Annotated in this window: 22 protein-coding genes; 14 read left to right on the top strand and 8 right to left on the bottom strand. The window is 68.2% G+C overall.

Annotated elements, in window-relative coordinates; all coding sequences use genetic code 11:
* The first annotated feature begins 3 nt into the window (after window positions 1-3).
* The 4 genes from EJE94_RS12100 (at window position 4) to EJE94_RS12085 (ending at window position 6,459) form a co-directional block, all read left to right on the top strand.
* Complete coding sequence (locus EJE94_RS12100) at window positions 4-2,451, top strand: MGH1-like glycoside hydrolase domain-containing protein (protein ID WP_207855953.1); 2,448 nt, start codon at window positions 4-6, stop codon at window positions 2,449-2,451.
* Between the two features lie 10 nt (window positions 2,452-2,461).
* Window positions 2,462-3,946: an alpha-amylase family glycosyl hydrolase gene (locus EJE94_RS12095; RefSeq protein ID WP_121241832.1), complete on the top strand. Its 1,485-nt coding sequence runs from the start codon at window positions 2,462-2,464 to the stop codon at window positions 3,944-3,946.
* A 73-nt stretch (window positions 3,947-4,019) separates the two neighbouring features.
* Window positions 4,020-5,315 (top strand): molybdopterin molybdotransferase MoeA, encoded by a 1,296-nt coding sequence (moeA, locus tag EJE94_RS12090; RefSeq protein ID WP_121241830.1) that lies wholly within the window; start codon window positions 4,020-4,022, stop codon window positions 5,313-5,315.
* A 4-nt stretch (window positions 5,316-5,319) separates the two neighbouring features.
* Window positions 5,320-6,459 (top strand): putative sulfate/molybdate transporter, encoded by a 1,140-nt coding sequence (locus tag EJE94_RS12085; RefSeq protein WP_121241828.1) that lies wholly within the window; start codon window positions 5,320-5,322, stop codon window positions 6,457-6,459.
* On the opposite strand, the gene EJE94_RS12080 is transcribed toward EJE94_RS12085, so the two are convergent.
* A complete protein-coding gene (locus EJE94_RS12080; protein ID WP_121241826.1) occupies window positions 6,456-7,649 on the bottom strand; it encodes a DUF3095 domain-containing protein in 1,194 nt (397 codons plus the stop codon). The two genes, EJE94_RS12085 and EJE94_RS12080, sit on opposite strands and share 4 nt — an antisense overlap.
* 253 nt (window positions 7,650-7,902) lie before the next feature.
* Between EJE94_RS12080 and EJE94_RS12075 the strand changes: the two genes are divergently transcribed.
* Entirely contained in the window at window positions 7,903-8,484 is a 582-nt protein-coding gene (locus EJE94_RS12075; protein ID WP_165904828.1) for a methyltransferase family protein, read from the top strand.
* 198 nt (window positions 8,485-8,682) lie between these two features.
* Complete coding sequence (locus tag EJE94_RS12070; protein WP_165904827.1) at window positions 8,683-9,084, top strand: bacteriohemerythrin; 402 nt, start codon at window positions 8,683-8,685, stop codon at window positions 9,082-9,084.
* A gap of 66 nt (window positions 9,085-9,150) precedes the next feature.
* Here the strand turns inward: EJE94_RS12070 and EJE94_RS12065 are convergent, their stop codons facing one another.
* Both EJE94_RS12065 and EJE94_RS12060 read right to left on the bottom strand, forming a co-directional pair.
* Complete coding sequence (locus tag EJE94_RS12065) at window positions 9,151-9,573, bottom strand: twin-arginine translocation signal domain-containing protein (RefSeq protein ID WP_165904826.1); 423 nt, start codon at window positions 9,571-9,573, stop codon at window positions 9,151-9,153.
* Window positions 9,574-9,581: 8 nt separating this feature from the next.
* Window positions 9,582-10,316 carry a DUF4395 domain-containing protein gene (locus EJE94_RS12060; protein ID WP_121241820.1) on the bottom strand — a complete coding sequence of 245 codons (735 nt, stop codon included), beginning with the start codon at window positions 10,314-10,316 and terminating at the stop codon, window positions 9,582-9,584.
* Window positions 10,317-10,482: 166 nt separating this feature from the next.
* Here EJE94_RS12060 and EJE94_RS12055 point away from each other — a divergent pair, with 166 nt between their 5' ends.
* Window positions 10,483-12,549 (top strand): aldehyde ferredoxin oxidoreductase C-terminal domain-containing protein, encoded by a 2,067-nt coding sequence (locus EJE94_RS12055; protein WP_165904825.1) that lies wholly within the window; start codon window positions 10,483-10,485, stop codon window positions 12,547-12,549.
* 7 nt (window positions 12,550-12,556) lie between these two features.
* Complete coding sequence (locus tag EJE94_RS12050) at window positions 12,557-12,895, top strand: hypothetical protein (protein ID WP_121241816.1); 339 nt, start codon at window positions 12,557-12,559, stop codon at window positions 12,893-12,895.
* A gap of 33 nt (window positions 12,896-12,928) precedes the next feature.
* On the opposite strand, the gene EJE94_RS12045 is transcribed toward EJE94_RS12050, so the two are convergent.
* Window positions 12,929-13,582 (bottom strand): hypothetical protein, encoded by a 654-nt coding sequence (locus EJE94_RS12045; RefSeq protein WP_147435837.1) that lies wholly within the window; start codon window positions 13,580-13,582, stop codon window positions 12,929-12,931.
* A 105-nt stretch (window positions 13,583-13,687) separates the two neighbouring features.
* On the opposite strand from EJE94_RS12045, the gene EJE94_RS12040 reads away from it, so the two are divergent.
* Together EJE94_RS12040 and EJE94_RS12035 are read left to right on the top strand one after the other, a co-directional pair.
* Window positions 13,688-14,218, top strand: a complete 531-nt coding sequence (locus EJE94_RS12040) for a PH domain-containing protein (RefSeq protein WP_124962459.1) — start codon at window positions 13,688-13,690, stop codon at window positions 14,216-14,218.
* Entirely contained in the window at window positions 14,202-15,269 is a 1,068-nt protein-coding gene (locus tag EJE94_RS12035) for an ADP-ribosylglycohydrolase family protein (protein WP_121241809.1), read from the top strand. Before EJE94_RS12040 ends, EJE94_RS12035 begins: the two co-directional genes overlap by 17 nt.
* Window positions 15,270-15,287: 18 nt before the next feature.
* Here EJE94_RS12035 and EJE94_RS12030 read toward each other — a convergent pair whose 3' ends face one another.
* Genes EJE94_RS12030 through EJE94_RS12020 form a run of 3 tightly spaced genes read right to left on the bottom strand, consistent with a single transcriptional unit; the run spans window position 15,288 to window position 17,515 of the window.
* Complete coding sequence (locus tag EJE94_RS12030) at window positions 15,288-15,974, bottom strand: energy-coupling factor ABC transporter ATP-binding protein (protein WP_121241807.1); 687 nt, start codon at window positions 15,972-15,974, stop codon at window positions 15,288-15,290.
* Window positions 15,974-16,678, bottom strand: a complete 705-nt coding sequence (locus EJE94_RS12025; RefSeq protein WP_121241805.1) for an ABC transporter permease — start codon at window positions 16,676-16,678, stop codon at window positions 15,974-15,976. Before EJE94_RS12025 ends, EJE94_RS12030 begins: the two co-directional genes overlap by 1 nt.
* Window positions 16,679-16,684: 6 nt before the next feature.
* Window positions 16,685-17,515, bottom strand: a complete 831-nt coding sequence (locus EJE94_RS12020; RefSeq protein WP_165904824.1) for an ABC transporter substrate-binding protein — start codon at window positions 17,513-17,515, stop codon at window positions 16,685-16,687.
* Between the two features lie 63 nt (window positions 17,516-17,578).
* On the opposite strand from EJE94_RS12020, the gene EJE94_RS12015 reads away from it, so the two are divergent.
* Window positions 17,579-18,703, top strand: coding sequence for a substrate-binding domain-containing protein (locus EJE94_RS12015; RefSeq protein WP_121241803.1), 1,125 nt, complete (start codon window positions 17,579-17,581; stop codon window positions 18,701-18,703).
* A gap of 46 nt (window positions 18,704-18,749) precedes the next feature.
* Entirely contained in the window at window positions 18,750-19,616 is an 867-nt protein-coding gene (locus tag EJE94_RS12010) for a DMT family transporter (RefSeq protein ID WP_165904821.1), read from the top strand.
* On the opposite strand, the gene ppk1 is transcribed toward EJE94_RS12010, so the two are convergent.
* Window positions 19,613-21,694: a polyphosphate kinase 1 gene (ppk1, locus tag EJE94_RS12005; protein ID WP_121241799.1), complete on the bottom strand. Its 2,082-nt coding sequence runs from the start codon at window positions 21,692-21,694 to the stop codon at window positions 19,613-19,615. The genes EJE94_RS12010 and ppk1 overlap by 4 nt on opposite strands.
* A 115-nt stretch (window positions 21,695-21,809) precedes the next feature.
* Between ppk1 and ppx the strand changes: the two genes are divergently transcribed.
* Both ppx and EJE94_RS11995 read left to right on the top strand, forming a co-directional pair.
* On the top strand, window positions 21,810-23,303 hold the full coding sequence (gene ppx / locus EJE94_RS12000; protein ID WP_121241797.1) for an exopolyphosphatase: 1,494 nt from the start codon (window positions 21,810-21,812) through the stop codon (window positions 23,301-23,303).
* On the top strand, window positions 23,304-24,434 hold the full coding sequence (locus tag EJE94_RS11995; protein WP_243642606.1) for an MlaE family ABC transporter permease: 1,131 nt from the start codon (window positions 23,304-23,306) through the stop codon (window positions 24,432-24,434). It abuts the gene before it with no gap.
* The last annotated feature ends 84 nt before the right edge of the window (window positions 24,435-24,518 follow it).

The following is a 24,518-nucleotide window of genomic DNA, read 5'->3' as shown; positions in this document are numbered from 1 at the left end:
CGCATGTTCGGCCTCACCAACAGCGAGGCGAACCACGGCGAGGACGTCAAGGAGTACTACTTCTACATCGACAGCACGCCGACGCACTCGTACATGAAGTATCTGTACAAGTATCCGCAGTGCGAGTTTCCCTACCGCGACCTCATCGAGACCAACCGCGGGCGCACGCGGGAGGAGTTCGAGTACGAGCTGCTCGATACCGGCGCCTTCGCCGAGGACCGCTACTTCGACGTCTTCGTCGAGTACGCCAAGAGCGGGCCGGAAGACGTGTGCGTGCTGATCACCGTGCACAATCGCGGGCCGGAAGCCGCCCGGCTGCGGGTCCTGCCGACGCTGTGGTTCCGCAATACCTGGTCGTGGGGCGTGGACGAGCGCAAGCCTTCCCTGCGCGCAGCGGGATCCGGCGCCATCCAGGCCACGCACCATGACCTGGGCGAGTATTGGCTGCATTGCGATGGCGAGCCGGAGCTGCTGTTCACCGAAAACGAGAGCAACGCGCAGCGCCTCTGGGGCCAGCCCAACGCGACGCCCTACGTCAAGGATGCGTTCCACTCCTACGTCGTCGAAGGGCAGGGCGGGGCGGTCAATCCCGCGCGGACGGGGACAAAGGCCGCGGCACACTATGTGCTCGACGTGCCCGCCGTTGGCAGCCGGACCGTTCGGCTGCGGCTGGCGGCGACAAGGCTCGACCAGCCCTTCGAGGGTTTCCAGAAGGTGTTCAAGGGGCGGCTCGGCGACGCCGACGAGTTCTACGAGCGGATTACGCCGAGCTCGCTGACCGAGGATCAGCGCCGGGTGCATCGCCAGGCACTGGCCGGCATGCTGTGGGGCAAGCAGTTCTACTACTTCGATCTCGAGCACTGGCTGCGCGAGCACAAGAGCCACCCGCTGATCGAGGCGGCCCGCCACGACGTGCGCAACACGGAATGGTTCCACATGCTCAACGCCGACGTGATCTCCATGCCGGACAAGTGGGAGTACCCGTGGTACGCGGCCTGGGACCTGGCCTTCCACACCATCTCCCTGTCGCTGGTGGATTTCGACTTCGCCAAGGAGCAGCTGTCGCTGATGCTGCGCAATCTCTACCTCCACCCGAGCGGACAGATTCCGGCCTACGAGTGGAACTTCAGCGACGTCAATCCGCCGGTGCATGCCTTCGCCACGCTCTGGCTGTACAAGTACGAGAAGCAGCTGGGCCGGGCGGACCTGCGCTTCCTCGAGCGCTCCTTCCAGGGTTTGATGCTGAACTTCAACTGGTGGGTCAATCGCAAGGACCCGGCGGGGCGCAACGTCTTCGCCGGCGGCTTCCTCGGGCTGGACAACATCGGCATCTTCGACCGCAGCGCGCCGCTGCCCACGGGCGGCACGCTGGAGCAGGCGGACGGCACCGCCTGGATGGCCTTCTACTGCCAGAACATGCTGGAGATGGCCATCATCCTGACCGAGTACGACCCGATCTACGAGGAGATCGCCTTCAAGTTCGTCCAGCATTTCATGTGGATCGCCTATGCGATGGACCGTATCGGCGAACATCACGACGAGATGTGGGACGAGGAGGACGGCTTCTTCTACGACCTGCTGCGGCTGCCCGACGGGCAGGCGATGCGCCTGAAGGTGCGCTCGCTGGTGGGGCTGTTGCCGCTGTGCGCCTCGACGGTGTTCGAGCCGACCGCGCTCATGCGCAATCCGAAGTTGCTGGAGCTGATCGCGCTGTTCCGCCAGCGCCACCCCGAACTGGTCGCCCAGGTGGCGCCGACCGACGCCGGCTTCACCGGCTACAAGGACCGGCGGCTGCTGGCTATCCTCAACAAGAAGAAGCTCGAGCGCGTGCTTGGCTACATGCTCGACGAGAACGAGTTCCTCGGGCCGCACGGCATCCGCTCGCTCTCGCGCCATCACCTCGAGCACCCGTTCGTGTTCCACGTCGGCGGGCAGGAGTACAAGGTGCAATACCTGCCGGCGGAATCGAATACCGGCATGTTCGGCGGCAACTCCAACTGGCGCGGGCCGGTATGGATGCCGGTCAATGCCCTGATCGTCCGGGCGCTCACGAATCTCTACGCCTTCTACGGCGACGAATTCAAGGTGCAGTGTCCGACGGGTTCCGGCAATTACATGACGCTGTTCGAGGTCGCGCAGGAGCTCGTGCGCCGCCTGACCGGCACCTTCCTGCGCGATGCCGACGGGCAGCGGCCGGTCTACGGCGCCACGCGCAAGTTCCAGGACGATCCGCACTGGCGCGACCTGATCCTGTTCTACGAGTATTTCCATGGCGACAACGGCGCGGGCCTCGGCGCCAGCCACCAGACGGGGTGGACGGCGCTGGTCGCCCCCCTGCTGGACCTGTTCGCGCGCGTCGACGCCAAGACCATGCTGGAGACCGAAAGCGGAAAGATCCTGGCCAAGGTCATCCGGGAACAAGTGGGTGGCGAGCAGGCGGGCAAACTCTGAGGGAGGGAACATGCCCGATCCGCGCTATCCCTCGCTCTACCAGATCAACACACGCGTCTGGCTGACCGGGCTGTCCCGCGCGCTGGGCAGGCGCGCGACGCTGGACGACATTCCCGATGCCGAACTGGGTCGCCTGGCGGAAAAGGGTTTCGACTGGGTCTGGCTGCTGAGCGTGTGGCAGACCGGCCCGGCGGCGCAGGCGATCTCGCGCGCGAATCCCGGATGGCGGCGCGAGTTCGAGGAAACGCTGCCGGACCTCGAGGACGAGGACATCGCCGGCTCCGGCTTCGCCATCCAGGGCTACGCGGTGCATCGCGACCTGGGCGGCGCCGCCGCGCTGGCACGCCTGCGGCAGCGACTGCAGCAACACGGGCTGAAGCTGATGCTCGACTTCGTGCCGAACCACATGGCGCCGGATCACCCGTGGATCGACGAACATCCGGACTACTTCGTCGCCGGCAGCGAGGACGATCTGGCGCGCTCGCCGCAGAACTGGTGCCGGCTGCAGACGAAGAGCGGGCCGCGGGTGCTGGCCTACGGCCGCGACCCCTACTTCGACGGCTGGCCCGACACGCTGCAGCTCGACTACGGCAGGCCGGAACTGCAGCAGGCGATGATCGCCGAACTGGAGCGCATCGCCGGGCAATGCGATGGGGTGCGCTGCGACATGGCCATGCTGGTCCTGCCCGACGTGTTCGAGCGCACCTGGGGCATCCGCGCCGATCTTTTCTGGCCCAAGGCGACCGAGGCCGTGCGGCGCACGCATCCCGAGTTTCGCTTCATGGCCGAGGTGTATTGGGACCTCGAATGGACCCTGCTGCTGCAGGGCTTCGACTACGCCTACGACAAGCGGCTCTACGATCGCCTGCGCGAAGGCCACGCACGGCCGGTGCGCGAGCATTTCTGCGCGGGACCGGATTACCAGGAGAAGATGGCCCGCTTCCTCGAGAACCACGACGAACCGCGTGCGGCGGCGACCTTCGCCGCGGAAATGCACGAGGCCGCGGCGCTCATCACCTTCCTCTCGCCGGGTCTGCGCTTCTTCCACCAGGGCCAGTTCGAGGGGCGCAGGAAGCGCATTTCGCCCCATCTGGTGCGCACTCCGGCCGAAGCCGTCGACGCTCGGCTGCAACGGTTCTACGACCGCCTGCTGGCCGTGTTGCGCCGGCCGGCGGTGCGCGACGGCCAATGGCAGTTGCTCGAATGCGTTCCCGCTTGGGACGGCAACGGCTCCTGGGACTGCTTTGTCGCCTTCGCCTTCGAAGGCCAGGCCGGCGAGCGGCTGCTGGTGGCGGTGAACTATGCGCCCCACCGGAGCCAGTGCTACCTGCGGCTGCCGTTCGCCGATCTCGGCGATGGCCCGTGGCGGCTAAAGGACCTGATCGGCGATGCCGCGTACGAGCGGGAGGGCAGTGAGTTGCAGGCGCGCGGTCTCTATCTGGACGAGCCGCCGTGGCGGGCGCAGGTGTTCTCGCTGACGCGGCGCGAGGGGTGAATCGCCGCGGTACCCGAATCGCGGAAAATGGCCTAAATTGCCTGCTCCGCCGCCATTCACAGACCATCGCGCCATGACCTCGCTGCTCAAGAGCTTTTCCTGCATCGACGACTACGATCCCGAGTCCCTGTCCGTCGATGCCGCCCGCCGCATCGTCCTCGATACGCTGCAGGCGGTCGCCGGCCACGAGCGCTTGTTCATCCGCCAGGCGCTCGGCCGCGTGCTGGCCGCGGACGTGATCTCGCCGGTCGACGTGCCGGCTCACGACAACTCGGCCATGGACGGCTGGGCGGTGCGCCACGCCGACCTCGCCGCCGTGGGCGAGACCCGCCTGAAGAGTATCGGCACCGCCTTCGCCGGCCGTGCCTTCGAAGGAAAACTCGGCGCCGGCGAGACGGTGCGCATCATGACCGGCGCCGTCATGCCGCAGGGCGCGGACACGGTGGTGATCCAGGAGGTCGCGAAAGTGGAGGAGGGCGCGGTGGTCGTTCCCGCCGGCCAGCGCCTCGGGCAGAATGCCCGCCGCGCCGGCGAGGACCTGAAGGCCGGCGCGGCCGCCATCGCCGCCGGCAAGCTGCTGCGGCCGGCGGAGCTGGGCATCATCGCCTCGCTGGGCATCGCCGAAGTGTCGGTGCGCCGCCGCGTGCGCGTCGCACTTTTTTCCACGGGCGACGAGCTCTGTTCCATCGGCACGCCGCTGTTCCCCGGCGCCGTCTACGACAGCAACCGTTACACGCTGTGGGGCATGCTCACGCGGCTCGGCTGCGAGGTCATCGACATGGGCGTGGTGAAGGACGATCCGGCCGCGCTCGAAGCCGCGTTCCGCGAGGCGGCCAGCTGCGCCGACGCCATTGTCACCAGCGGCGGCGTCTCGGTCGGCGAGGCGGATTTCATCAAGCAGCTGATGGAGCAGCTCGGCGAGGTCGCGTTCTGGAAGATCGCGATGAAACCCGGCCGGCCGATGGCCTTCGGCCGAATTGGTGGCGAGGGCAAGGAAGACGACGGCGCCTGGCTCTTCGGCCTGCCCGGCAACCCGGTCGCGGTGATGGTGACCTTCTACCAGTTCGTGCGGCCGGCGCTGCTGAAGCTCATGGGCATGGACCCGGTGCCCGAGTTCCCGGCCTTCCCCGCGCGCTGCGTCGAGCCGATGAAGAAGGGCCGGGGCCGCACGGAGTTCCAGCGCGGCGTGCTGTTCCTGGAGAACGGCGAATGGTGCGTGCGGCCTACGGGCCACCAGGGCTCGGGAATACTCAGTTCGATGGCCAGGGCCGACTGCTTCATCGTGCTCGAGCCCGAGCGGGGAAAAGTCGAAAAGGGAAGTGATGAGGGCGACACGGTGATGGTGCAGCTCATGACCGGCATGGTGTGATGGAATGACCGCGCCGAAGAACCGCTACGACCTCGCCGAGCTGGCCGGCGCCTTCGGCGACCTCGGCACGCTGATCCCCTTCGTCGCCGCCTACATTTCGGTGGTGAAAATGGACCCGGCCGGCATCCTGCTGGCCTTCGGCTCGATGATGGTCATCGTGGGCCTCGTCTATCGCACGCCCTTCCCGGTGCAGCCGATGAAGGCCATCGGCGCGGCGGCGATCACCCAGACGGGCGCGCTGGCATCGCTGACCGCCGCGACGGTGATGGGCGCCGGCATCGTCACCGGGCTGATCTGGCTGCTGCTCGCGGCGACGGGCATGGCGCGGCGGCTGACGCGCTGGGTGCCGAAGGCGGCGCTGCTCGGCGTGGTCATGGGCCTCGGTTTCAGCTTCATGCTCGAAGGCACCCGCATGATGGCCCAATCGCCCTGGCTCGGCGCCGCGCTGCTGGCGGCGACGCTGGTGCTGCTGGCGCGCTCGCGTATCCCGGCGATGCTGGTTCTGCTGGTCGTCGGCGGGCTCGTCGCCGTGCTCGAACAGCCGGCGCTGCTGTCCGAGCTGTCCGCGATCCGCGTCGCGCCGCGCCTGCCGTCCTTCGCCTGGCCGGGGCTGACGCTGGACGACCTGTGGATCGGCGCGATCTTCCTCGCGCTGCCGCAGCTGCCCTTGACCTTCGGCAACGCGCTGATCGCCATCACCGAGGAGAACAACCGCCTGTTTCCCGACCGCCCGGTGACCGAGCGACGCGTAGCGTTCTCCACGGGACTGATGAACCTGTGGTCGAGCGCCATCGGCGGCATCCCCATGTGCCACGGCGCCGGCGGCATGGCCGGCCACGTGCAGTTCGGCGCGCGCACGGGCGGCGCCACGGTGATGCTCGGCGCGCTGCTGCTGGCGATGGGCCTGCTGCTCGCCGATTCGGTCGCGCTGATCTTCCGCCTCTTCCCGCCCGCGGTGCTCGGCGTGATCCTGTTCCTCGCCGGGGTGCAGCTCGCGCTGGCGAGCAAGGATGTCGGGGGCGAGAAGATCGAGCGCTTCGTGGTGCTGGCGACCGCGGCGCTCGCCGTGTGGAACGTCGGCATCGCGGTAGTGTTCGGCATCCTCGCCTTCCATGCCGCGAAGCGCGGCTGGATCGGCGTCTAGGCGCGGTCTGCCTTCAGCCGTTCCAGCTGTTTCTTGAGGCTCCGGGCCGCCAGCGCGTAGCCGCCGTCGCTGCCGTCCACGAAGTGGATGTGGTTGCCGCTGTGTGATTGCACCAGGCAGGTGACCAGCGCTTCGCGCGACTTGAACATGCCGTAGGCGAGGCGGCCCGCGCGATATTCGGCTTCCAGGTAGCGCTCGAGTTCGGCCGCCTGGGCGTCGCTGCCGTCGATCACCATGCGCAGCATGCCGTCGAACTTCCTGAAATCGGTGTTATCGACGAGTTCCTCGCGGTAGTGCGACCAGCGTATGGCTTTCGTGTCGATGTTCGCGGCGAACATGACCATTCCGGCGAGGTTCAGGAACAGCAGCCGGGCGAAGTGGCGCAAACGCCGCCAAGGGCCGTCGCCCACGGTGTGAACTTTCCATTCGGCGACGAGCGTGGCGGGGTTCAGCGACATGTGCAAGCGCGCCGGCCGCAAGGGGTGGTAATCGGCGACTTCGCCGTAGATCGCCTGGATCCGGCTGGCGACGGCCTGGTAGGTCTTCAGGTTGGCATGCGGGTCGTCCGACATCGCCGCCACCAGCAGGGACAGTTTGTGCCCGTTGAAATGCGGCACCGCCTTCCAGCGGCATTCGAAGCCTTCGAAACTTGCATCGGCGGGGCCGTCGTCTTCGCGGATCCGCACGACGTCGCGGCCATCCATGGCCTTGACCCGCCGTTCCGCCTCGTTCCAGCCGCGCCCGGAGAAGGTCGCCTGGGTCAGGTGCGGCGAAAGGCGCACCTTGGCGACATTGACCCAGAAATCCTGCCGCTTCAGGTCGCCGACTTTCACCAGGCCGACGCGCAGTTCCAGTCCGAAGGCGGCGCGGGCGAGTTCCTGCGTTCCCCGCAGCGCCGGCTTGACGCGTTCGACGAGACCGTCCGGCACAGCGAGGGTCGCGCCGTCGCCGCCGAAGACGAAAGGCATGTCGATGGCCCGGTCGACGTTCAATACGGCGGCGATGCAGGCCACCCCGACGGTGTTGACGCTTTTGTAATTGCCCGCCGCAATGGCCTGCGTGGAGCCGACAACGTCGGCGATCACGATCCACCAGTCTTCGGGCAGCGGCGTGTGCTGCAGGATTTCCACCGCTGCGGCGAACGATGCGAGGGCGGGAAGCTCCCGATAGAAGTGACGGTTGTCGGCCAAGTCTGCGCAAGCGAAGCTGTCTCGTTAAGGTTCGGCCAGTTTGCCATATTGTCGTCTGGCCGCCGGCCACCGCCGGCTGAAATCGGCCTGCTCGCGAACGGCGCGCGCTGAACAGGGGGCATAATCCATCCGCCGCGGTCTCCCTGTTCGCAGCGGATCATCGGACCGGGTGTCGAACGAGTCGATGGAAGCGATGGATCAATCCAAGATGAGGATGCACGCCCCAGGAATGAGCCGGAGGAGGTTCGGCGACTTGTTCCTGTTCGCCTTCACGGCGGTGGAACTGGTTCTGCTCGTTTTCCTGACGCCCACCTTCGCGATCCAGGACTGGATTTACGTCTCGGGCCATCTGCTGGTCCTGTGGATCGCCTTCACGCGGCGCCCGCCGGAGGCGCTGGATCGCTCGTTTCTTTCCGGTATCGCGGTGCTTGTGGCATACGCCTACCCCTATGCCCAGGTGATGTATCTCCGGTGGGAGCCCGGCAACGAGGCGTGGCCCGATGTCGGGCTGGCGCTCGTCGTGCTCGGGGCGTGTCTGAGCTTCGCCAGCCTCCTCAGCCTGGGCAGGTGGTTCGGGGTCTGGCCTGCCTTGCGGGGCCTGGAGACACGGGGCCCCTACCGGCTCGTGCGCCACCCGATGTATCTGGGCTACCTGTTCGCGGACGTCGGTTACAACCTCCTCGAATACAACGTCGTGACATTGCTTCTGGTGGTTGCGGGCTGGGCATCCCTGTTCTTCCGCATCCGTGCCGAAGAGCGGATGCTCGCCCTGGATGAGGGATGGTCGCGCTATGTCGCCGCGGTGCGTTACCGCCTCCTCCCCGGCATCTGGTAGGCGGCCGGGAACGTTGTGCAATCAACCGGGCTCGTCGCGCACGCGATTCGAAACATCGGCGGATCATGCGGACGACGTTCTTCCGGTACAGTTCGAACATCGGCATTTTCACCGGCTCGAAGATGTCTTCCGAAGCCGGGGCGGCCCATGTTTTTCAGCCCCCTCCCGGGGTTTGTCATTCCAGGCAGGAGAAGCGTTGTGAAAGATATAGTTTGGAGCGAGATACTGAGCGTCGGGGTCGGCGAGATCGATGAAGATCACCGCAAGCTGGTGAATATTTTCAATATCCTCAATCATGCAGTCATGGAAGGGGAATCCCCGGATTATCTTGCGGCGACATTGGAAGAGCTGATCAATTGCACGGTCTGGCACTTCAGCCACGAGGAGCGGTTGATGCTGAAGCATCGCTATCCCGGAATTGAAGAACACAAGGCGGAGCACCGGGAATTGATCAAGAGCGCCGAGGAACTGAAGCGGGAGATCCTTCAGGGGGACAAGCCCGTGGCGGACGAACATATCGAATTTCTGGAGCGCTGGCTGACGGAGCATATCTTCACTGCCGATATGCGCTTGGGCTCCTATCTTTCTCGGGCGATGTAGACGTCGCTCAGGAAAACCGTTCGGTTTTCCCCGAAAAACTCGGCGCCGGCGGGACGGCGCCGCCGCTCATTTGCCCTTGATGCGGTCGGCCACGACGGCCTGCACGTCGGCGGTCGTCCAGTTGCCGCGCGCGCCGGCCGGCGTGTCGGGCGTGTTGGGGAAATTGACGAAGGCGACCTGACTGCCGTCCTTGCGGCGGAAGGCGTGCTTGCCGTCGATCAGGATCAGCACGGGAATGTGGCCCGAGAGGCCGGCGGCCTGCATGCGCTTCGCGCCTTCCGCACCCTCGATGTCGATTTCCGCCACGCGGAGCTTGCTGCCCTGCGCGGCCAGCCAGTCGCGCAGGGGTTGCAGCGCGGCCTTCACCGGCGGATGCCCCATGGCGACGATTTCCACCACCGGCGGGGCGGCGAGCGCCGGGCCGGCGGCGAGCGTCAGGGCGGATGCGGCCAGTGCCGCGGCGGCGAGGAATTGGCGTCGTGTCGTCATCGGTTTTCCTATTTGCAGTTGTTGTGCAGTTTCCACATCTCGGCGTGGCCGATCTTCACGGCCCAGTCGGGCGGCGTGCATTTCGGGTCGGTGGGGGCGGCTGTCGTGGGGGCGACGGCCATGGGCACCGCTTCGAGCGGCGGAAACCAGCGCCCGGCGACCAGGGCCAGGGTGCCGAGGAAGGCGACGACGATCGCGGCATGGATCGGTCCGATCTTCTGGCTCTCATGGCGGACGAAGACCTCGCAGACGCCGCCGGGGCAGTGCTGCGCCTGCCGCGACGGCAGCAGGTTGTAGATCTTGCAGGCGAGGCAGATGCCGAAGGCGCTCTCGAAGAACAGCAGCGTCAGGCAGGCGAGGCAGACGAACAGGTTGATCGGGCCGACCACGTTCTCGATCACGATCAGGTAGAACATCACGACTGCCAGCGTCCAGCCGACGGCCCAGGCGAAGCGCTTCTGCGGCGCGCCGGCCCACTCCGGCTGTTGATTGATCACGGCGAGGCGGCCGAAGATCATGCTCGGCGAGTACTTCGGGTTGATGAAGATGCGGATGGTGAAGTCGATGAGGAAGGCGATGACGAATATCCGCGTCAGGCGGAAGTTGCCCATCAGCCAGGAGTTCAGGAAGGAAACGAGGGCGAAGAGGAACAGGATGCCGGCCGCCGCCCGCACCTCGCGCTCGTTGAGGACCGGAACGTCGTAGCCGGGGATGGCTTCGCCGAAGCCGAAGAGCTTGCTCATGGGGAGAGTCCGGTTGATCGGGTGCGCCAATGATACGGCAGGCGTGCCGGCGAGGCCGCCACGACAGGCGGCAGCGGCATCGACCCTTTCAGTTTGCTGTCAGGCGCCGACGGCCATCGGGCGTAAAATCGGCGCCCCTCGAGGCTCACCACGCAAACCGTTCATCATGGGTTCTTTGAAGCAAAACGAACTGCGCATCGACCTGCATCCCTTCGGCTACGCCGTGCACGACATCGCCCCCGACGCCGGCATCCTCGGCCCGGTCGACCACGGCTGGTACGCCTACAAGGAGGATCGCGGCGTCTTCACCTTCGGCGAGGGCATGCTCGCCACTTCGCCGATCCACGGTGCACGGCGGCTGGTGTTCTGCGGCTACAGCCCCCTGTGGGAGACCTTCTACATCTCCTCGATGGGCGGGGCGGCCTTCGCCTTCAAGCACGTCGGCGTCAACTACGTGCGCCTCGCCGGGCGCGCCGAGCGGCCGAGCATCCTGCTGCTCAACAACGACGGCGACGGGCCGCGCGCGCGCCTCGAGCCGATCGACGATTTCGAGGCGATCTGGCAGGGCTACAAGGCCCCGGACGGCAGCGAACTGCTCGGCGTCTTCGCCCTGCAGCAGGCGCTGTTCGACCGTTGGGGCGGCGAATATCCGGCCAAGCGGGTGCGCTCCTTCGTCGTCGGGCCGGTCAGCGCCGTGACGCCCGAAGGCACCATAGGCTCGAACCCCGTGGAGAAGGGCGGCCTCAACCCCGTCGCCGACTGGTGCGGCCGCGGCGGCATGGGCAGCCGCCTGCTGCAGCAGCACAACATCGTCGGCTGCATCTTCGGCGGCAACTGGGAAGAGCCGCACAAGACGACCATCAAGGACTTCGATCCCTACTTCGTCGAGCACTTCGGCGACCGGGCGGTCAAGATCGACAAGGCGGTGACGGCCAAGTACGCGCTCGACCCGAAGACCGGCACCGGCGGCACCTTCGGCTCGAACTACCATTCGATGGGCAGCAAGATCCTGAGCTTCAACTACCGCTCAATGTACGCGCCCAAGGCGGAGCGCCTGAAACAGCACCAATCCTTCATCGTCGATCACTACCTCAGGCAGTTCAACGAGGAGACCATCGCCCACAAGAAGTTCGAGCACTGCGGCGAGCCCTGCTCGGTGGCCTGCAAGAAGATGAACGGCAAGTACAAGAAGGACTACGAGCCCTATCACACGCTCGGCCCCCAGGTCGGCGTCTTCGACCAGCGCGCGGCCGAGCTGCTCAACGATCACGCCGACGCGCTGGGCTTCGACGCGATCCAGATCGGCGGCATGCTGGCCTGGATCATGGAATGCGTGGCCGACCGGCTGATCGAACCCGCCGACTTCGGCTTCCCGCCGCGCGAGGCGCTGCGCTTCGAACGCTTCACGGCCGAGCGCGGCGAGTTCGAGTTGGTCGGCGACAGCATGCTCAATGCCCGCTACGCCATGGCGCTGATCGACGCCATCCTCGCCGATCCGCGCGCCGCGGCCTTCCGCGGCGGCATCCGCGCGGCGGCGCGCGAGCTCAATCGGCAGCATCCGGATACCCGCCCCGGCGAGCGCGCCGTCTACCTCGCGAGCGGAACGGACGGCTGCATGGTGCCGAACCAGTATTTCGTGCCCGGCATGGGCAGCCCGATGCCGCTGATGGGCAAGTACTACGTCTTCTACGGCCCCAACGTGCTGCCGCCCGAAGAAGTCGGGCGGCGCAACGTCGAGCGCATGGTCTACGAACTGGTCAGCGACAACCTCGGCATGTGCCGCTTCCATCGCCAATGGACGGAACCGCTGGCGGGCGAGATCACCCGGGGCCATTTCGGCCTCGACACCGACCTCAAGGCGCATCACTTCGAGCTGGCGCGGCAGATCAACGCGCTCGAGACCGGCAAGGCCGTGCCGTGGGAGACCGAGCGCATGGCCGACATGCTCACCAACTACATGCGCTGGCTGGTCGAGGACGGCGCTACGCTCGAGCCGCTGAACGACTGGCTGGACCACGACAAGCTCGAGCATGCGCTGGTGCCGTCGACGCACGAAGGGCCGATGGGCCGGCCCGACGACCTGGCGCATGTCGCGGAGGTGAAGGAGGCGGCACTCGTCTTCTGGCATGCGATCAAGCAGGGCCAGGAGCATGCGTTCGCCGCCGGGCCGGACTCGATCGCGACGCTGATGACGCCAGCGCGCGAGCGCGCCCACGTGCCCGAGAATCCCTGAGGCTGCCGTGTCCGACATCGCGCTTCCGCTCCCCGCCCACATCGACGGCGACGCCCTGGTCGCCTACCTCAACGCGCACATCGACAAGCTGCGGGACGCCTTCGCCATCGACCTGTCGTGGGCCTACGCGCGGGCCACGGTCGAGGCCGTGCGCGTCGTCGGCGCCAATCGCGGCGATCGGGAGCTGCGCATCGAATACGAGTACGACTATGAGGCCTACTGCGCCTGCAAGGACCTCGACGCGCGCGATACCCTCCGCGACAGCCTGACCTGCGCGGTGGCGGATGGCCATGTCGTCCTGGTCGAGTTCACCGCGCCCCAACGGTCGACGTTCGAAGAGTTCTGACGCCGCGGACGCGACGGCGCAGCCGGGCTGCTCTCAGTCCCGCGCGCGGCGGGATCTCGTGCGGCGGAACAGGCCGTAGGCCGCAGCGGCGGTCAGCAGGAGCAGCAGCACGCCGATCGCCGCGCCGGTCAGCAGCTGCATGAGCCCACGGCCGACGACCCAGCTTTCCAGCGGGATCACCCGGTCCTTGCGTACTTCGTACACGAACGAGGAATCGTAGATGCCCGTTCCGAGGTCGCGGTAGCGCAGCGCCACGATTTGCGCGTCGGCGTCCTGCCTGACGATCCGGTACCAGCCTTCGCGGATGCCGAGCTCGTCCTCGCCGGCCGGCGGCGGTCCCGCCCGCCCCGCTGGCGCCTCGAGGCGGAAGGAATTCGCCGCAATGCAGGTGTAACGGCTGCGATCGCCGTCCTCCCAGGCCTGGGGGCTGCGGCGGTAGTCTTCCCGCAGCGCGGCCAGCTGCGCCATGCTGCGTATAGTGCTGTCCGGCTGCTGCGGATCGCAGACGATGACGAAGAGCCTGTCGGCGCCGGCCGCACCGTCGCGTTCGGCGACCCAGCGCGGCGCGAGATGGCGTTGCCAGGCGGACGACCAGGTGTCCGGATCGTTGCTTGTGGCACCGGCCGGCGCGACGCACAGCGCGATGAGGCAGGACGGGAGATGGCGGAGGAAGCGCATGGCGGTCACGCATTGTCCATGAATACGTCCGTACCGACCACGCGGGAGGATGATTCGCCTAGAATCGAATCGATTCGGCGCGACGGAAGCGCCGCACGAACCTGGGAGAGGCGCATGTCAGCGCAAGCCATGGCCAGGAAGGTGCCGGCACATGCGGCAAGGCTGCTGGCGCCGGGCGAAAGCGTGCGTCACCTGGTGCGGCCGCGCGCCGTGCCGCTGCGCATGCTCCTGACCCTGGGCACGATCTTCGTCGCCCTGGCGGCTTTCTCCGCCGTGGTCGAGCCGGGATTCATCCGGCTCGGCGTCCTGCCGGCGCTGCCGCTGGTCGGCGGCTACGCCGCGCACATGGTCCACTCGCCGGCGATTCTCGTGACGGACCGGCGCATCGTTTCCGCAGCCCGCTGGCAGCGGCCGCTTTCCGTCGACCTCGAGCGCCTGGCGGCGTTCAAGGTGCAGCAAGGTGCGCTCGAGCGCCGGCTCGGCTATGGCACGGTGTTCCTGCTGGTGCAGCCCCCCGAGGACCTCGGCGAAGGCGTCTTCCTCAGCTTCGAGCTGGCGAGGATCCCCGATGCCGAGTCCCTTGGGACGGCCGTTTCCGCGGCGCTGGCCGACTTGCGGGTGGTGCGGGATGGCGATCGCGCCTGAGAGGGCGGCCGTCGGCTGCCTCCTCGGCACGGCCGTCGGGGATGCGCTCGGCCTGGCCTGCGAAGGCCTTTCCGCGCGCCGCCAGCGGCGCATGTTCCCGTCGCTCGACGGCTACCACCTGCTGTTCGGCAAGGGCCTCTGTTCCGACGACACCGAGCACGCCTGCATGGTCGCCCAAGCGATCGTGGCATCGGGCGGCGACGACATCGCATTCGTGCGGGATTTCGCCTGGCGCCTGCGCTGGTGGCTGCTCGGCCTGCCCGCGGGCATCGGGCTCGCCACGCTGCGCGGCATCGTCAAGCTCTGGCTGTTCGTGCCGGAACGGTTTCGGGGCGTCCATTCCGCCGGCAACGCGCCGGCGATGCGCAGCGCAATCCTGGGCGTCTGCTGCGCCGGCGACGAGCCGCGATTGCTGCGTCTGGTGCGTGCCAGCACCCGCCTGACGCATACCGACCCGAAAGCCGAATGCGGCGCCCTCGCAATCGCCCTGGCGGCGCGCTGCTCCATGCAGGGACGGCCGTTCGAGGCCTTCGTCGCCGACCTCGAGCGACTGCTCGCGGAACACGACGCGGCGGGGAGGGAACTGGTCGGCCTCGCGCTGCGCGTTCGGGACAGCGTCGCCAGCGGGGAGCCGACGGAGGAATTCGTGCGGCGGATCGGCGGTGCGGGCGGGGTGTCAGGCTATGTCTATCAGAGCGTTCCCGCGGTGCTGCATGCCTGGCACTCCAGTTCGCCTGATTTCGCTCGCGCCTTGAAGGCGATCATCCGCTGCGGCGGCGACACGGATACGACGGCGGCGATGCTGGGCGGCATCATCGGCGCCGGCACGGGCAAGGCGGGCATTCCCGCGAAATGGCTCGACGATCTCGCCGAATGGCCGCGAACTGTGCGCTGGATGGAGCAACTGGCCCTCAGGGCAGAGCAGGCCGCCGGCAGCTCGGCAGCCGGCGGCAATATCGGCTTGCCGCTCGCCGGCCTGCTGCTGCGCAACGCCGGATTCATCGTCCTCGTGCTGGCGCATGGCTTCCGGCGCGCCTTGCCGCCCTACTGAGAGAGGCGCCGCCGCAACTCAGCCGATTTCCTCGCGGATGAATTCGCGTGCCGCATCGGTGCGCGGCTGGCGGAAGAATTCGGCGGCCGGCGTCTGCTCGAGCAGGCGGCCGCCCTCGATGAACACGATCTCGTCGGCCATGCGGCGGGCCTGGCCGAGGTTGTGCGTGGTCATCACGATCTTCGTGCCGGCGGCGGCGATCTCGCCGACGATGCGCTCGACTTCCCGGCTGCTCAGCGGGTCGAGGCTGGCGGTCGGCTCGTCGAGGAACAGCACCTGCGGTTCCAGCGCCCAGGCGCGGGCCAGCGCCACGCGCTGCTGCTCGCCGCCGGACAGGCGCTTGGCCTGGCGCCCGGCCAACTCGGGCAGGCCGACGCGCTCGAGCGCGGCTTGCGCGCGCCGGCGGCGTTCGTCCGGCGCGTGACCGCGCAGGGCGAGGCCGTATTCGATGTTGGCAAGCGCCGAGCTGCGCAGCATCACCGGCCGCTGGAACACCATGCCCTGGCTCAGCGGCTGCGGCCAGGCGACGCGCCCGGCGCTCGGCTTCAGGAGCCCGTGCATCAGCCGCAGCAGCGTGCTCTTGCCGGCGCCGTTGGGGCCGAGGATCGCCGTCCTGCCGGCGCCGATTTCCAGCGTGACGTCGGCGACGATGCGCACGCCGCCCTCGGTGAGGCCGAGGTTCTCGAGCTGCAGCCAGCCGCCCATCACCCCCACCGCCTTTCCGCCCACTGCTTGAACAGGTAGGCGCCGGTGTTGATCGCGAGCACCACGCCGATGAGTATCGCGCCGAGCGCCAGCGCCAGCGGCAGGTCGCCCTTGCTCGTTTCGAGCGCGATGGTCGTGGTCATGACGCGGGTGACGCCGTCGATGTTGCCGCCGACGATCATCACGGCGCCGACCTCGGCGATGGCGCGGCCGAAGCCGGCCAGCGCGGCGGTGGTGAGCGAGAAGCGGGCGTTCCACAGCAGGGTGCGGGCCACGCGCACCCGCCGCGCGCCGAGGCTGCGCAGCTGCTCGCGGTATTCGCGCCACTCGTCCTCGATCACCTGGCGCGTCAGCGCGGCGATGATGGGCGTGATCAGCACGGTCTGGGCGACGATCATCGCGGCCGGCGTGAACAGCAGGCCGAAGGATCCGAGCGGGCCGGCGCGTGACAGCAGCAGGTAGACGATGAGGCCGACCACGACCGGCGGCAGGCCCATGAAGCCGTTGGTCAGCACGATCAGCGTGCGCCGGCCGGGGAAACGCCCGACCGAGAGCAGGGCGCCGAGCGGCATGCCGAGCACGCAGGAGAGCAGCGTCGCCGTCAGGCTCACGCGCAGGCTCAGGCCCACGATCGCGGCGAGCCTGGCGTCGCCGGCCGCGATCAGTTCGCCGGCGAGCCCGAGGCTCGCCGAGATCTCGTTCATGCCGTCTTACTTGGTCGCATTCGGGAAGAACAGCTGCTCGCCGCCGATCTTGTAGTCGGCGATGGCCTTCTGGCCCGCCGGCGAAACGAGCCAGTCGATGAACTTCTGGCCGTCGGCCTGCTTGACGTGGGCGTGCTTCGCCGGATTGACCAGGATCACGCCGTACTGGTTGAAAAGCCGCGTGTCGCCTTCGACGACGATGCCGAGCTCGCCGCGGTTCTTGAAATTGAGCCAGGTGCCGCGGTCGGCGAGGATGTAGGCGTTCATCGAGGCCGCCGTGTTGAGCGCCGGGCCCATGCCAGAGCCGGTGTCGCGGTACCAGGGGCCCTTCCTGGCGTCGAGGTCGACGCCGGCGGCCTTCCAGTAGCGCAGCTCGGCGGCGTGGGTGCCGCTCTTGTCGCCGCGCGAGACGAAGGGCGCCTTCGCGGCCTCGATCTTGTGCAGGCCCTCGAGGATGTCCTTGCCGGCCGCCTTGGCCGGATCGGCCCTGGGCCCGACGAGGATGAAGTCGTTGTACATGACTTCCTGGCGCTTGATGCCCCAGCCGTCGGCGACGAATTTCTCCTCGGCGACCTTGTCGTGCACGAAGACCACGTCGGCATCGCCGCGGCGCGCCAGGTCGAGCGCCTGGCCGGTGCCGAGGGCGACGACGCGCACCTTGATGCCCGCCGCCTTCTCGAAGGCCGGCAGCAGGTGGCCGAACAGGCCGGACTGTTCGGTGGAGGTCGTCGAGGCGACGGTGATGAAGCGCTCCTGCGCCTGGGCGCCCGCGGACAACAGGGCGGCGGTGGCAGTGGCGGCGATCAGGTGGCGGCGGATCTTGTCGATGCTTTTCATGTGGCTCGCTCCCGTGGGTTGTTGGGTAGCGAGAGGGTAAAGTAGCGGCCAAGGAATCCGAATATGTCGAAACCTGCAACAACTACCAAGACCCGCGCCGCGCCGGCGCCGACGCCGAGCCTGCGCTGGACCTGGGACTTCGGCATCGCGCTGAACGACCTCGACACGCGCCGCCTGCTGGCGCTGCTGACGGCACTGCTCGAGACGGCCGCGCTCGGCAAGGCGGCCGCGGCGGCCGACATGTCCTATCGTGCGGCCTGGGGGCTGCTGCGGCATTGCCAGGAGCGCTTCGGCCTCGACCTGGTGGTGATGGAGCGCGGCCGCGGCACCCGGCTGACGCCGCTGGGCGAATCGCTGGTGGAGATGGACGGCGCCGCCCGCCTCGCGCTCGGCGAGGTGCATGCGGTGTGGGAAACGCGCATGCGCGATCTCGTCGCGCCGGCATTGCAGGGTGGCGGGACGGAACGCCTCAAGCTCTTCGCCAGCCACGATCTCGCGCTGGCCGACTGGGCCGAGCACGGGCGGCGGCTGCCGGTCGACATTTCCTGGCACGGCAGCGAGGAGGCGCTTGCCGCGCTCGGCCGCGGCGAATGCGACGTCGCCGGCTTCCACGTGCCCGAGACATGGACGCGGCGGCAGCTCGCTGGCTGGCTCGGCCGCTGGCTCAAGCCGAAGTTGCACCTCTGCCTGCCGGTGATGCGGCGGCAGCAGGGCCTCATCGTCGCGCGTGGCAATTCGCTGCGGCTGGCTTCGCTGGCCGACGTGGCGGCGCGCGGCGCGCGCATGGTGAACCGCCAGCGCGGCTCGGGCACGCGCCATCTGATCGACCAGCTGCTCGCCGCCAACGGCATCGACGCCGCCGCCATCGATGGCTACGCCCACGAGGAATTCACCCACGACGCGGTCGCGGCCACGGTCGCCGGCGGCTCGGCCGACGCCGGCTTCGGCATCCGGGCGGCGGCCGCGCGCTACGACCTCGATTTCGTGCCGCTGGCGGACGAGCGCTACGGCTTCGCGCTGCGCCATGCGGCGCTCGATGGCGAGGCCATGCGGACCTTCCTGCGACGCATCGCGGGCCGCACCTTCCGCCAGCGCCTCGCGTCCCTGCCGGGCTACCAGCCGCTGCCGCTCGCCGACGTGGCCACGCTCGGCAAGGCCGGCCGCTGGGAGGAGTTCCTCCCTGCCTGACGCCGCGACGCCGTCCGCCGCCTCCCGCCTGCGGCCCTGGTTGCCGGTGCTCGCCCTTGTCGTGCTTTCGCTGACCTGGGGCTACACCTGGATCCTGGCCAAGCAGGGCCTCGCCTATTCGCCGCCGTTCGCCTTCGCCGCGGAGCGCAGCGTCGGCGGCGCGATCGCCTTGTTCCTCGTGCTCAAGGCCATGGGCCGGCCCCTGGCGCTACCGGCGCCGGGTCCGACGCTCGCCATCGGCCTGGCCCAGGTGACCGGCTTCATGGTCTTCTCGACCTGGGCCCTGGTCGAGGGCGGGCCGGGCAAGACGGCCGTTCTGATTTTCACCATGCCGATGTGGACGCTGATCATGGCATGGCTGATCCTCGGCGAACGCATCCGCGGCGGCCAGTGGCTGGCGGCGATCAGCACGCTCGGCGGGCTGGTGCTGATCATCGAGCCCTGGGACATGCATAGCAGCCTGTTCAGCAAGTTTCTCGGCGTGACGGCGGCCCTGTGCTGGGCGATCGGCACCGTCCTGGTCAAGCGCCTGCGCTCGACGCAAGCCATCGACCTGTTTTCGCTGACCGCCTGGCAGATGCTGCTCGGCGCGGTGCCGCTCGTCGTTCTGGCCCTGATCGTGCCGGGGCGCGCGACCGATTGGACGCCGCACTACGTCGGCATCCTGATCTTCATGTCCGTGGTCAGCACGGCCCTGTGCTGGTGGCTGTGGATCTACATCCTCGACCGGGTGCCGGCCTGGGAGGCGAGCCTGTCGGTGCTCGGCACGCCCGTGGTCGCCATCGTCTCGTCGCGGCTGGTGCTCGGCGAGGAATTCCGGGCGCTCGAGATCGCGGGCATCGCGATGATCGGCGGCGGCCTTGCGCTGCTGTCGCTGCTCGGCTGGCTGGCGAGCCGGCGCGCCGGAGCCTAGCCGCCTTCGCCGAGGTCGCCGAGCAGGCCTTCCTGGGCGCAGGCGCGCGAGGTGTTGGCGCGCGGGACCTTGCGCCGGTACTGGCCGACGCCGTCCATCTCCCAGGCCTGGCAGTTGTCGGTGATGTAGGGCTTGAGGCCCTCGCGGATCACGCGGCGCTTGAGCTTGGGGTCGAGCACCGGGAAGCAGACTTCGATGCGGCGGAAGAAGTTGCGCTCCATCCAGTCGGCGCTGCCCATGTAGAGCTTTTCGGCGCCGTCGGCGTGGAAGTAGAAGATGCGCGAGTGCTCGAGGAAGCGCCCGATCACCGAGCGCACGCGGATGTTCTCCGACAGGCCCTTGACGCCGGGGCGCAGGGCGCAGACGCCGCGGATGACGAGGTCGACCTTGACGCCGGCCTGGCTCGCCTCGTAGAGCGCCTCGATGATCTCCTGTTCGAGCAGGGCGTTCATCTTGACGATGATGTGGGCCTTCCTGCCGGCGCGGGCGCTTTCGGTCTCGGCGCGGACCAGCGCCAGCATGCCGGAGTGCAGGCTGAAGGGCGCCTGCAGCAGGTGGTTGAGGGTGCTGGCCTTGCCCAGGCCGGTGAGCTGCTTGAACACCTCGTTGACGTCGGTACCGACTTCCTCGTCGCTGGTCATCAGGCCGAAGTCGGTGTAGAAGCGCGTGGTGCGCGGGTGGTAGTTGCCGGTGCCCAGATGCACGTAACGGCGGAAGCCGCCGTCCTCGCGGCGCACCACCATCAGCATCTTGGCGTGCGTCTTGTAGCCGAACACGCCATAGACGACGTGGGCGCCGACCTCCTCGAGCCGGGCGGCGATGTTGAGGTTGGCCTCCTCGTCGAAGCGCGCCATCAGCTCGACCACCGTCGTCACCTCCTTGCCCTTCTGCGCGGCGCGCAGCAGGTGTTCGGTGACGGCGGAGTCGGTGCCGGTGCGATAGACGGTCATCTTGATCGCCACCACCTGCGGGTCGTTGGCGGCCTGCTCGATCAGGTCGATCACCGGGGTGAATGACTGGAACGGATGGTGCAGCAGGATGTCCTGCTTGCGCAGGGTGGCGAAGATGTCGTAGTGGCGCGAGACGTTCTTCGGCTGCCCGGGCTGGAAGGGGGCGAACTTGAGGTCGGGGCGGTCGACGCGGTCGGGCACCGACATCAGCCGCATCAGGGTGACGATGCCGGGCACGCGGTAGAGGTCGTCGCGGCCGAGGTCGAACTGCTGCAGCAGGAATTCGGCCATGACCTCGGAGCAGTTGTCGGCGACCTCGAGGCGCACGGCGTCGCCGAAGTGGCGCTGCGGCAGTTCGCCCTGCAGCGCGGTGCGCAGGTTCTTCACTTCCTCGTCGTCGACGAAGAGGTCGGAGTTGCGGGTGACGCGGAACTGGTAGCAGCCGAGCACGTTCATGCCGGCGAACAGTTCATGCACGTTCTGGTGCATCACCGAGGAAAGGAAGACGAAGCCGTAGTCGACGCCGGTCAGCGCCTTGGGCAGGTGGATCACGCGCGGCAGGGCGCGCGGCGCCTGGACGATGGCCGCGCCCGAGCTGCGGCCGAAGGCGTCCTTGCCCTCGAGTTCGACGGCGAAGTTGAGGCTCTTGTTGAGCACGCGCGGGAAGGGATGCGCCGGATCGAGGCCGATCGGGGTCAGCACCGGCATCACCTCGCGGAGGAAGTAGTCGCGGATCCAGGTGCTCTGCTCCTCGGTCCACAGGCCGCGGCGGATGAAGGCGATGCCTTCCTTCTCCAGCGCCGGCAGGATGGTCTCGTTGAGCAGCTGGTACTGCTCGGCCACCAGTTCGTGGGCCTCGGCCTTGACGTGGGCGAAGGTCTCCTGCGCGGTCATGCCGTCGGCGGCGGTGGCGTGGCTGCCCATCTTGATCTGTTCCTTGAGGCCGGCGACGCGGATCTCGAAGAACTCGTCGAGGTTGCTGGCGACGATGCAGAGGAAGCGCAGCCGCTCGAGCAGCGGCACGCGAGTATCGGCGACCTGGGCGAGGACGCGGCGGTTGAAGGCGAGCAGCGACAGTTCGCGGTTGATGAAATGGTCGGCGGGGAAGCGGCGGGTGGCGGAGTTCATGGGGCAATCTTATTGCAGTTTCGTTGCCGCGTCATTTCAGCGGCGGCCGCGTCGGTGCGGCGTCCCGCTGCTAAAATCGGCCACCATCCTTCGGAACTGCTCCGCCGATACCGCCGTGGATTACGAGCTCATCGCCGCCGTCGACCTTGGGTCGAACAGCTTCCGCCTGCAGGTCGGACGCGTGGTCGGCAACCAGATCTATCCCCTTGACGGCCTCAAGGAGACGGTGCGGCTGGCGGCGGGCATCACGCCCGAGAAGACCCTCGATGCCGCGGCGCAATTGCGCGCGATCGATGCGCTGTCGCGCTTCGGCGAGCGCCTGCGCGGCTTCGCGCCCGGCGCGGTGCGGGCGGTGGCGACCAACAGCCTGCGCGTGGCCAAGAACGCCGACGCCTTCCTGCCCGAGGCCGAGGCGGCGCTGGGCTTCCCCATCGAGATCATCGCCGGCCGCGAGGAGGCCCGCCTGATCTATCTCGGCGTCGCCCACACCCTGCCCAATCCGGGCACCCAGCAACTGGTGATGGACATCGGCGGCGGCTCCACCGAATTCATCGTCGGCCGCAACTTCAAGCCGCTGCAGCTCGAGTCGCTCTACATGGGCTGCGTCAGCTACAGCCTGCGCTTCTTTCCCGACGGTCGCGTCGACAAGCGCTCGATGAAGGAGGCCGAGCTGGCCGCGCGGCGCGAGCTGCAGGGCATCGCCCATGCCTACAAGGAGACCGGCTGGGAGGAAGCGGTCGGTTCCTCGGGCACGGCCAAGGCCATCGCCGACCTGCTCGAACTCAACGGCCTGTCGGAGCGCGGCATAACCCGCGAGGGCCTCGACGAGCTGCGGGCGCGGCTGGTGCGTGCCGGCGATGCCGGCCGCCTGCAGCTCGAGGGCCTGCGCGCCGACCGCATTCCGGTGCTGCCGGGTGGCGTCGCCATCATGTCGGCGGCCTTCAAGGAATTCGGCCTCGAGCGCATGGAGTTTTCCGAGGGCGCGCTGCGCCTCGGCGTGCTCTACGACCTGCTCGGCCGTTATCACCACGACGACCTGCGCGAGGCGACGGTCAACCAGTTCATGCAGCGCTACACCGTCGATCGGCGCCAGGTGGCGCGGGTGAGCATGACGGCGCTGAAGCTGCTGCACCAGGTCCTGCCCGAGTCGCGCGCTCCCGAGCACATCGACGCCCAGTTCCTCGTCTGGGCGGCGCGCCTGCACGAGATCGGCATATCGGTCGCCCACTCCAGCTACCACAAGCACAGCGCCTACATTCTCGGCAATGCCGACATGCCGGGCTTCTCGCGGCGCGACCAGTCGCGGCTGGCGCGCGTCGTGCTCGGCCATCGCGGCAAGCTCGAGCGCGTCTCGCTGGCGGCCCACGACAGTGCCGACTGGCTGATGATCTTCGCGCTGCGCACCGCCTCGCTGCTGCACCGGGCCCGCGACGACGACCGCGAAGCACCGATCGAGGCCGCCCTCACGCCCCGCGGTTTCCAGCTCACCGTCGCCGCCGACTGGCTGGAAGGCGTGCCGCTCACCGCGACCGGCCTCGACGACGAGGTGCGTCAATGGGCGGCGGTGGGACTGGAGCTCAAGCTGCGCCACAGGCGCCCGAAGGACTGAGTGGCCGGGCCGCTGATCCAGGTTGAACAGCACCCGGACGTCGGTTGCACCATCGGCCTGTCCGGGCGCTGGACCCTGGCGGCGATCGCCGACGAGGCCGCGGCACTGGGCCGGCAGCTGGCCGAGCACGGCCACGACGAGGATGCGACCTGGGACTGCCTCGGCATCGAAGCGCTCGATTCGGCCGGCGCCATGCTGCTGTGGCGCGCCTGGGGTCGAGCCCTGCCCGAGCTGCTGCTGGCGCGCTCCGAGCATCTGCGCATCTTCGAACGCATCGACGCGGCCGACCACGAGCCGGCGCCCACGGCGGCGCCGCGCTCGCTGCTCGACCCGGTGGTCACCGTCGGCTTGGCCGCGATGGGTTTCTGGCGGCACATCGTCGATTTCGTCGCGCTGCTCGGCCAGATCGTCCTCGACGTTCTGCACCTGCTGCGCAGCCCGCAGGATCTGCCGCGGCGCGAGATTTCCGCCAATCTCTACAAGAGCGGCGTGCGCGCCATGCCGGTCACGGCGCTGGTCGGCTTCCTCATCGGCATCGTCCTCTCCTACCTTTCCGCGCTGCAGCTCAGGAACTTCGGCGCCGACGTCTTCATCGTCAACATCTTGGGCATGGGCATCATCCGCGAGCTCGGCCCGGTGCTGGTGGCGCTGCTGGTGGCTGGCCGTTCGGGTTCGGCCATGACCGCCCAGCTCGGCGTGATGCGCGTCACCGAGGAAATCGATGCGCTCGCCACCATGGGCGTATCGAAGAGCCTGCGGCTGGTATTCCCCAAGGTGGTGGCGCTGGCGATCGCGATGCCGCTGCTGACGCTGTGGACGACGGCCATCGCGCTGATCGGCGGCATGGTCTCGGCGCAGCTGCAGCTCGACATCAGCTACGGCTTCTTCCTGCAGACGCTGCCGCGGGCGGTGCCCGCCGCCAACCTCTGGATCGGCCTCGCCAAGGGGCTGGTGTTCGGCATCCTGGTCGCGCTGGTCGCCTGCCATTTCGGCCTGCGCGTGCGGCCCAATACGGAAAGCCTCTCCGCCAACACCACGGCCTCGGTGGTGACGGCGATCACCCTGGTCATCATCGCCGACGCGATCTTCGCCGTCGCCACGCGCAGCATCGGCCTGCCACGAGCGATATGAGCGCCGCCCGCCGGGCCGCCCCAAGGGCGGTGCAGTCAAACAACCGGAGCCGCGCAGCGGCGAACATCCGTCACCCCCGCCTGG

Source organism: Sulfurisoma sediminicola, from assembly GCF_003865015.1.
Lineage (GTDB): Bacteria > Pseudomonadota > Gammaproteobacteria > Burkholderiales > Rhodocyclaceae > Sulfurisoma > Sulfurisoma sediminicola.
This window is presented reverse-complemented; position numbering and strand designations above follow the sequence as displayed.

Excerpts from the sequence above, each read along its gene's own strand:
- EJE94_RS12100 (WP_207855953.1), top strand. The coding sequence starts at position 4 with ATGTTCGGCCTCACCAACAGCGAGGCGAACCACGGCGAGGACGTCAAG.
- EJE94_RS12095 (WP_121241832.1), top strand. The coding sequence starts at position 2,462 with ATGCCCGATCCGCGCTATCCCTCGCTCTACCAGATCAACACACGCGTC.
- moeA (WP_121241830.1), top strand. The coding sequence starts at position 4,020 with ATGACCTCGCTGCTCAAGAGCTTTTCCTGCATCGACGACTACGATCCC.
- EJE94_RS12085 (WP_121241828.1), top strand. The coding sequence starts at position 5,320 with ATGACCGCGCCGAAGAACCGCTACGACCTCGCCGAGCTGGCCGGCGCC.
- EJE94_RS12065 (WP_165904826.1), bottom strand. The coding sequence starts at position 9,573 with ATGACGACACGACGCCAATTCCTCGCCGCCGCGGCACTGGCCGCATCC.
- EJE94_RS12060 (WP_121241820.1), bottom strand. The coding sequence starts at position 10,316 with ATGAGCAAGCTCTTCGGCTTCGGCGAAGCCATCCCCGGCTACGACGTT.
- EJE94_RS12055 (WP_165904825.1), top strand. The coding sequence starts at position 10,483 with ATGGGTTCTTTGAAGCAAAACGAACTGCGCATCGACCTGCATCCCTTC.
- EJE94_RS12040 (WP_124962459.1), top strand. The coding sequence starts at position 13,688 with ATGTCAGCGCAAGCCATGGCCAGGAAGGTGCCGGCACATGCGGCAAGG.
- EJE94_RS12035 (WP_121241809.1), top strand. The coding sequence starts at position 14,202 with ATGGCGATCGCGCCTGAGAGGGCGGCCGTCGGCTGCCTCCTCGGCACG.
- EJE94_RS12030 (WP_121241807.1), bottom strand. The coding sequence starts at position 15,974 with ATGGGCGGCTGGCTGCAGCTCGAGAACCTCGGCCTCACCGAGGGCGGC.
- EJE94_RS12025 (WP_121241805.1), bottom strand. The coding sequence starts at position 16,678 with ATGAACGAGATCTCGGCGAGCCTCGGGCTCGCCGGCGAACTGATCGCG.
- EJE94_RS12020 (WP_165904824.1), bottom strand. The coding sequence starts at position 17,515 with ATGAAAAGCATCGACAAGATCCGCCGCCACCTGATCGCCGCCACTGCC.
- EJE94_RS12015 (WP_121241803.1), top strand. The coding sequence starts at position 17,579 with ATGTCGAAACCTGCAACAACTACCAAGACCCGCGCCGCGCCGGCGCCG.
- ppk1 (WP_121241799.1), bottom strand. The coding sequence starts at position 21,694 with ATGAACTCCGCCACCCGCCGCTTCCCCGCCGACCATTTCATCAACCGC.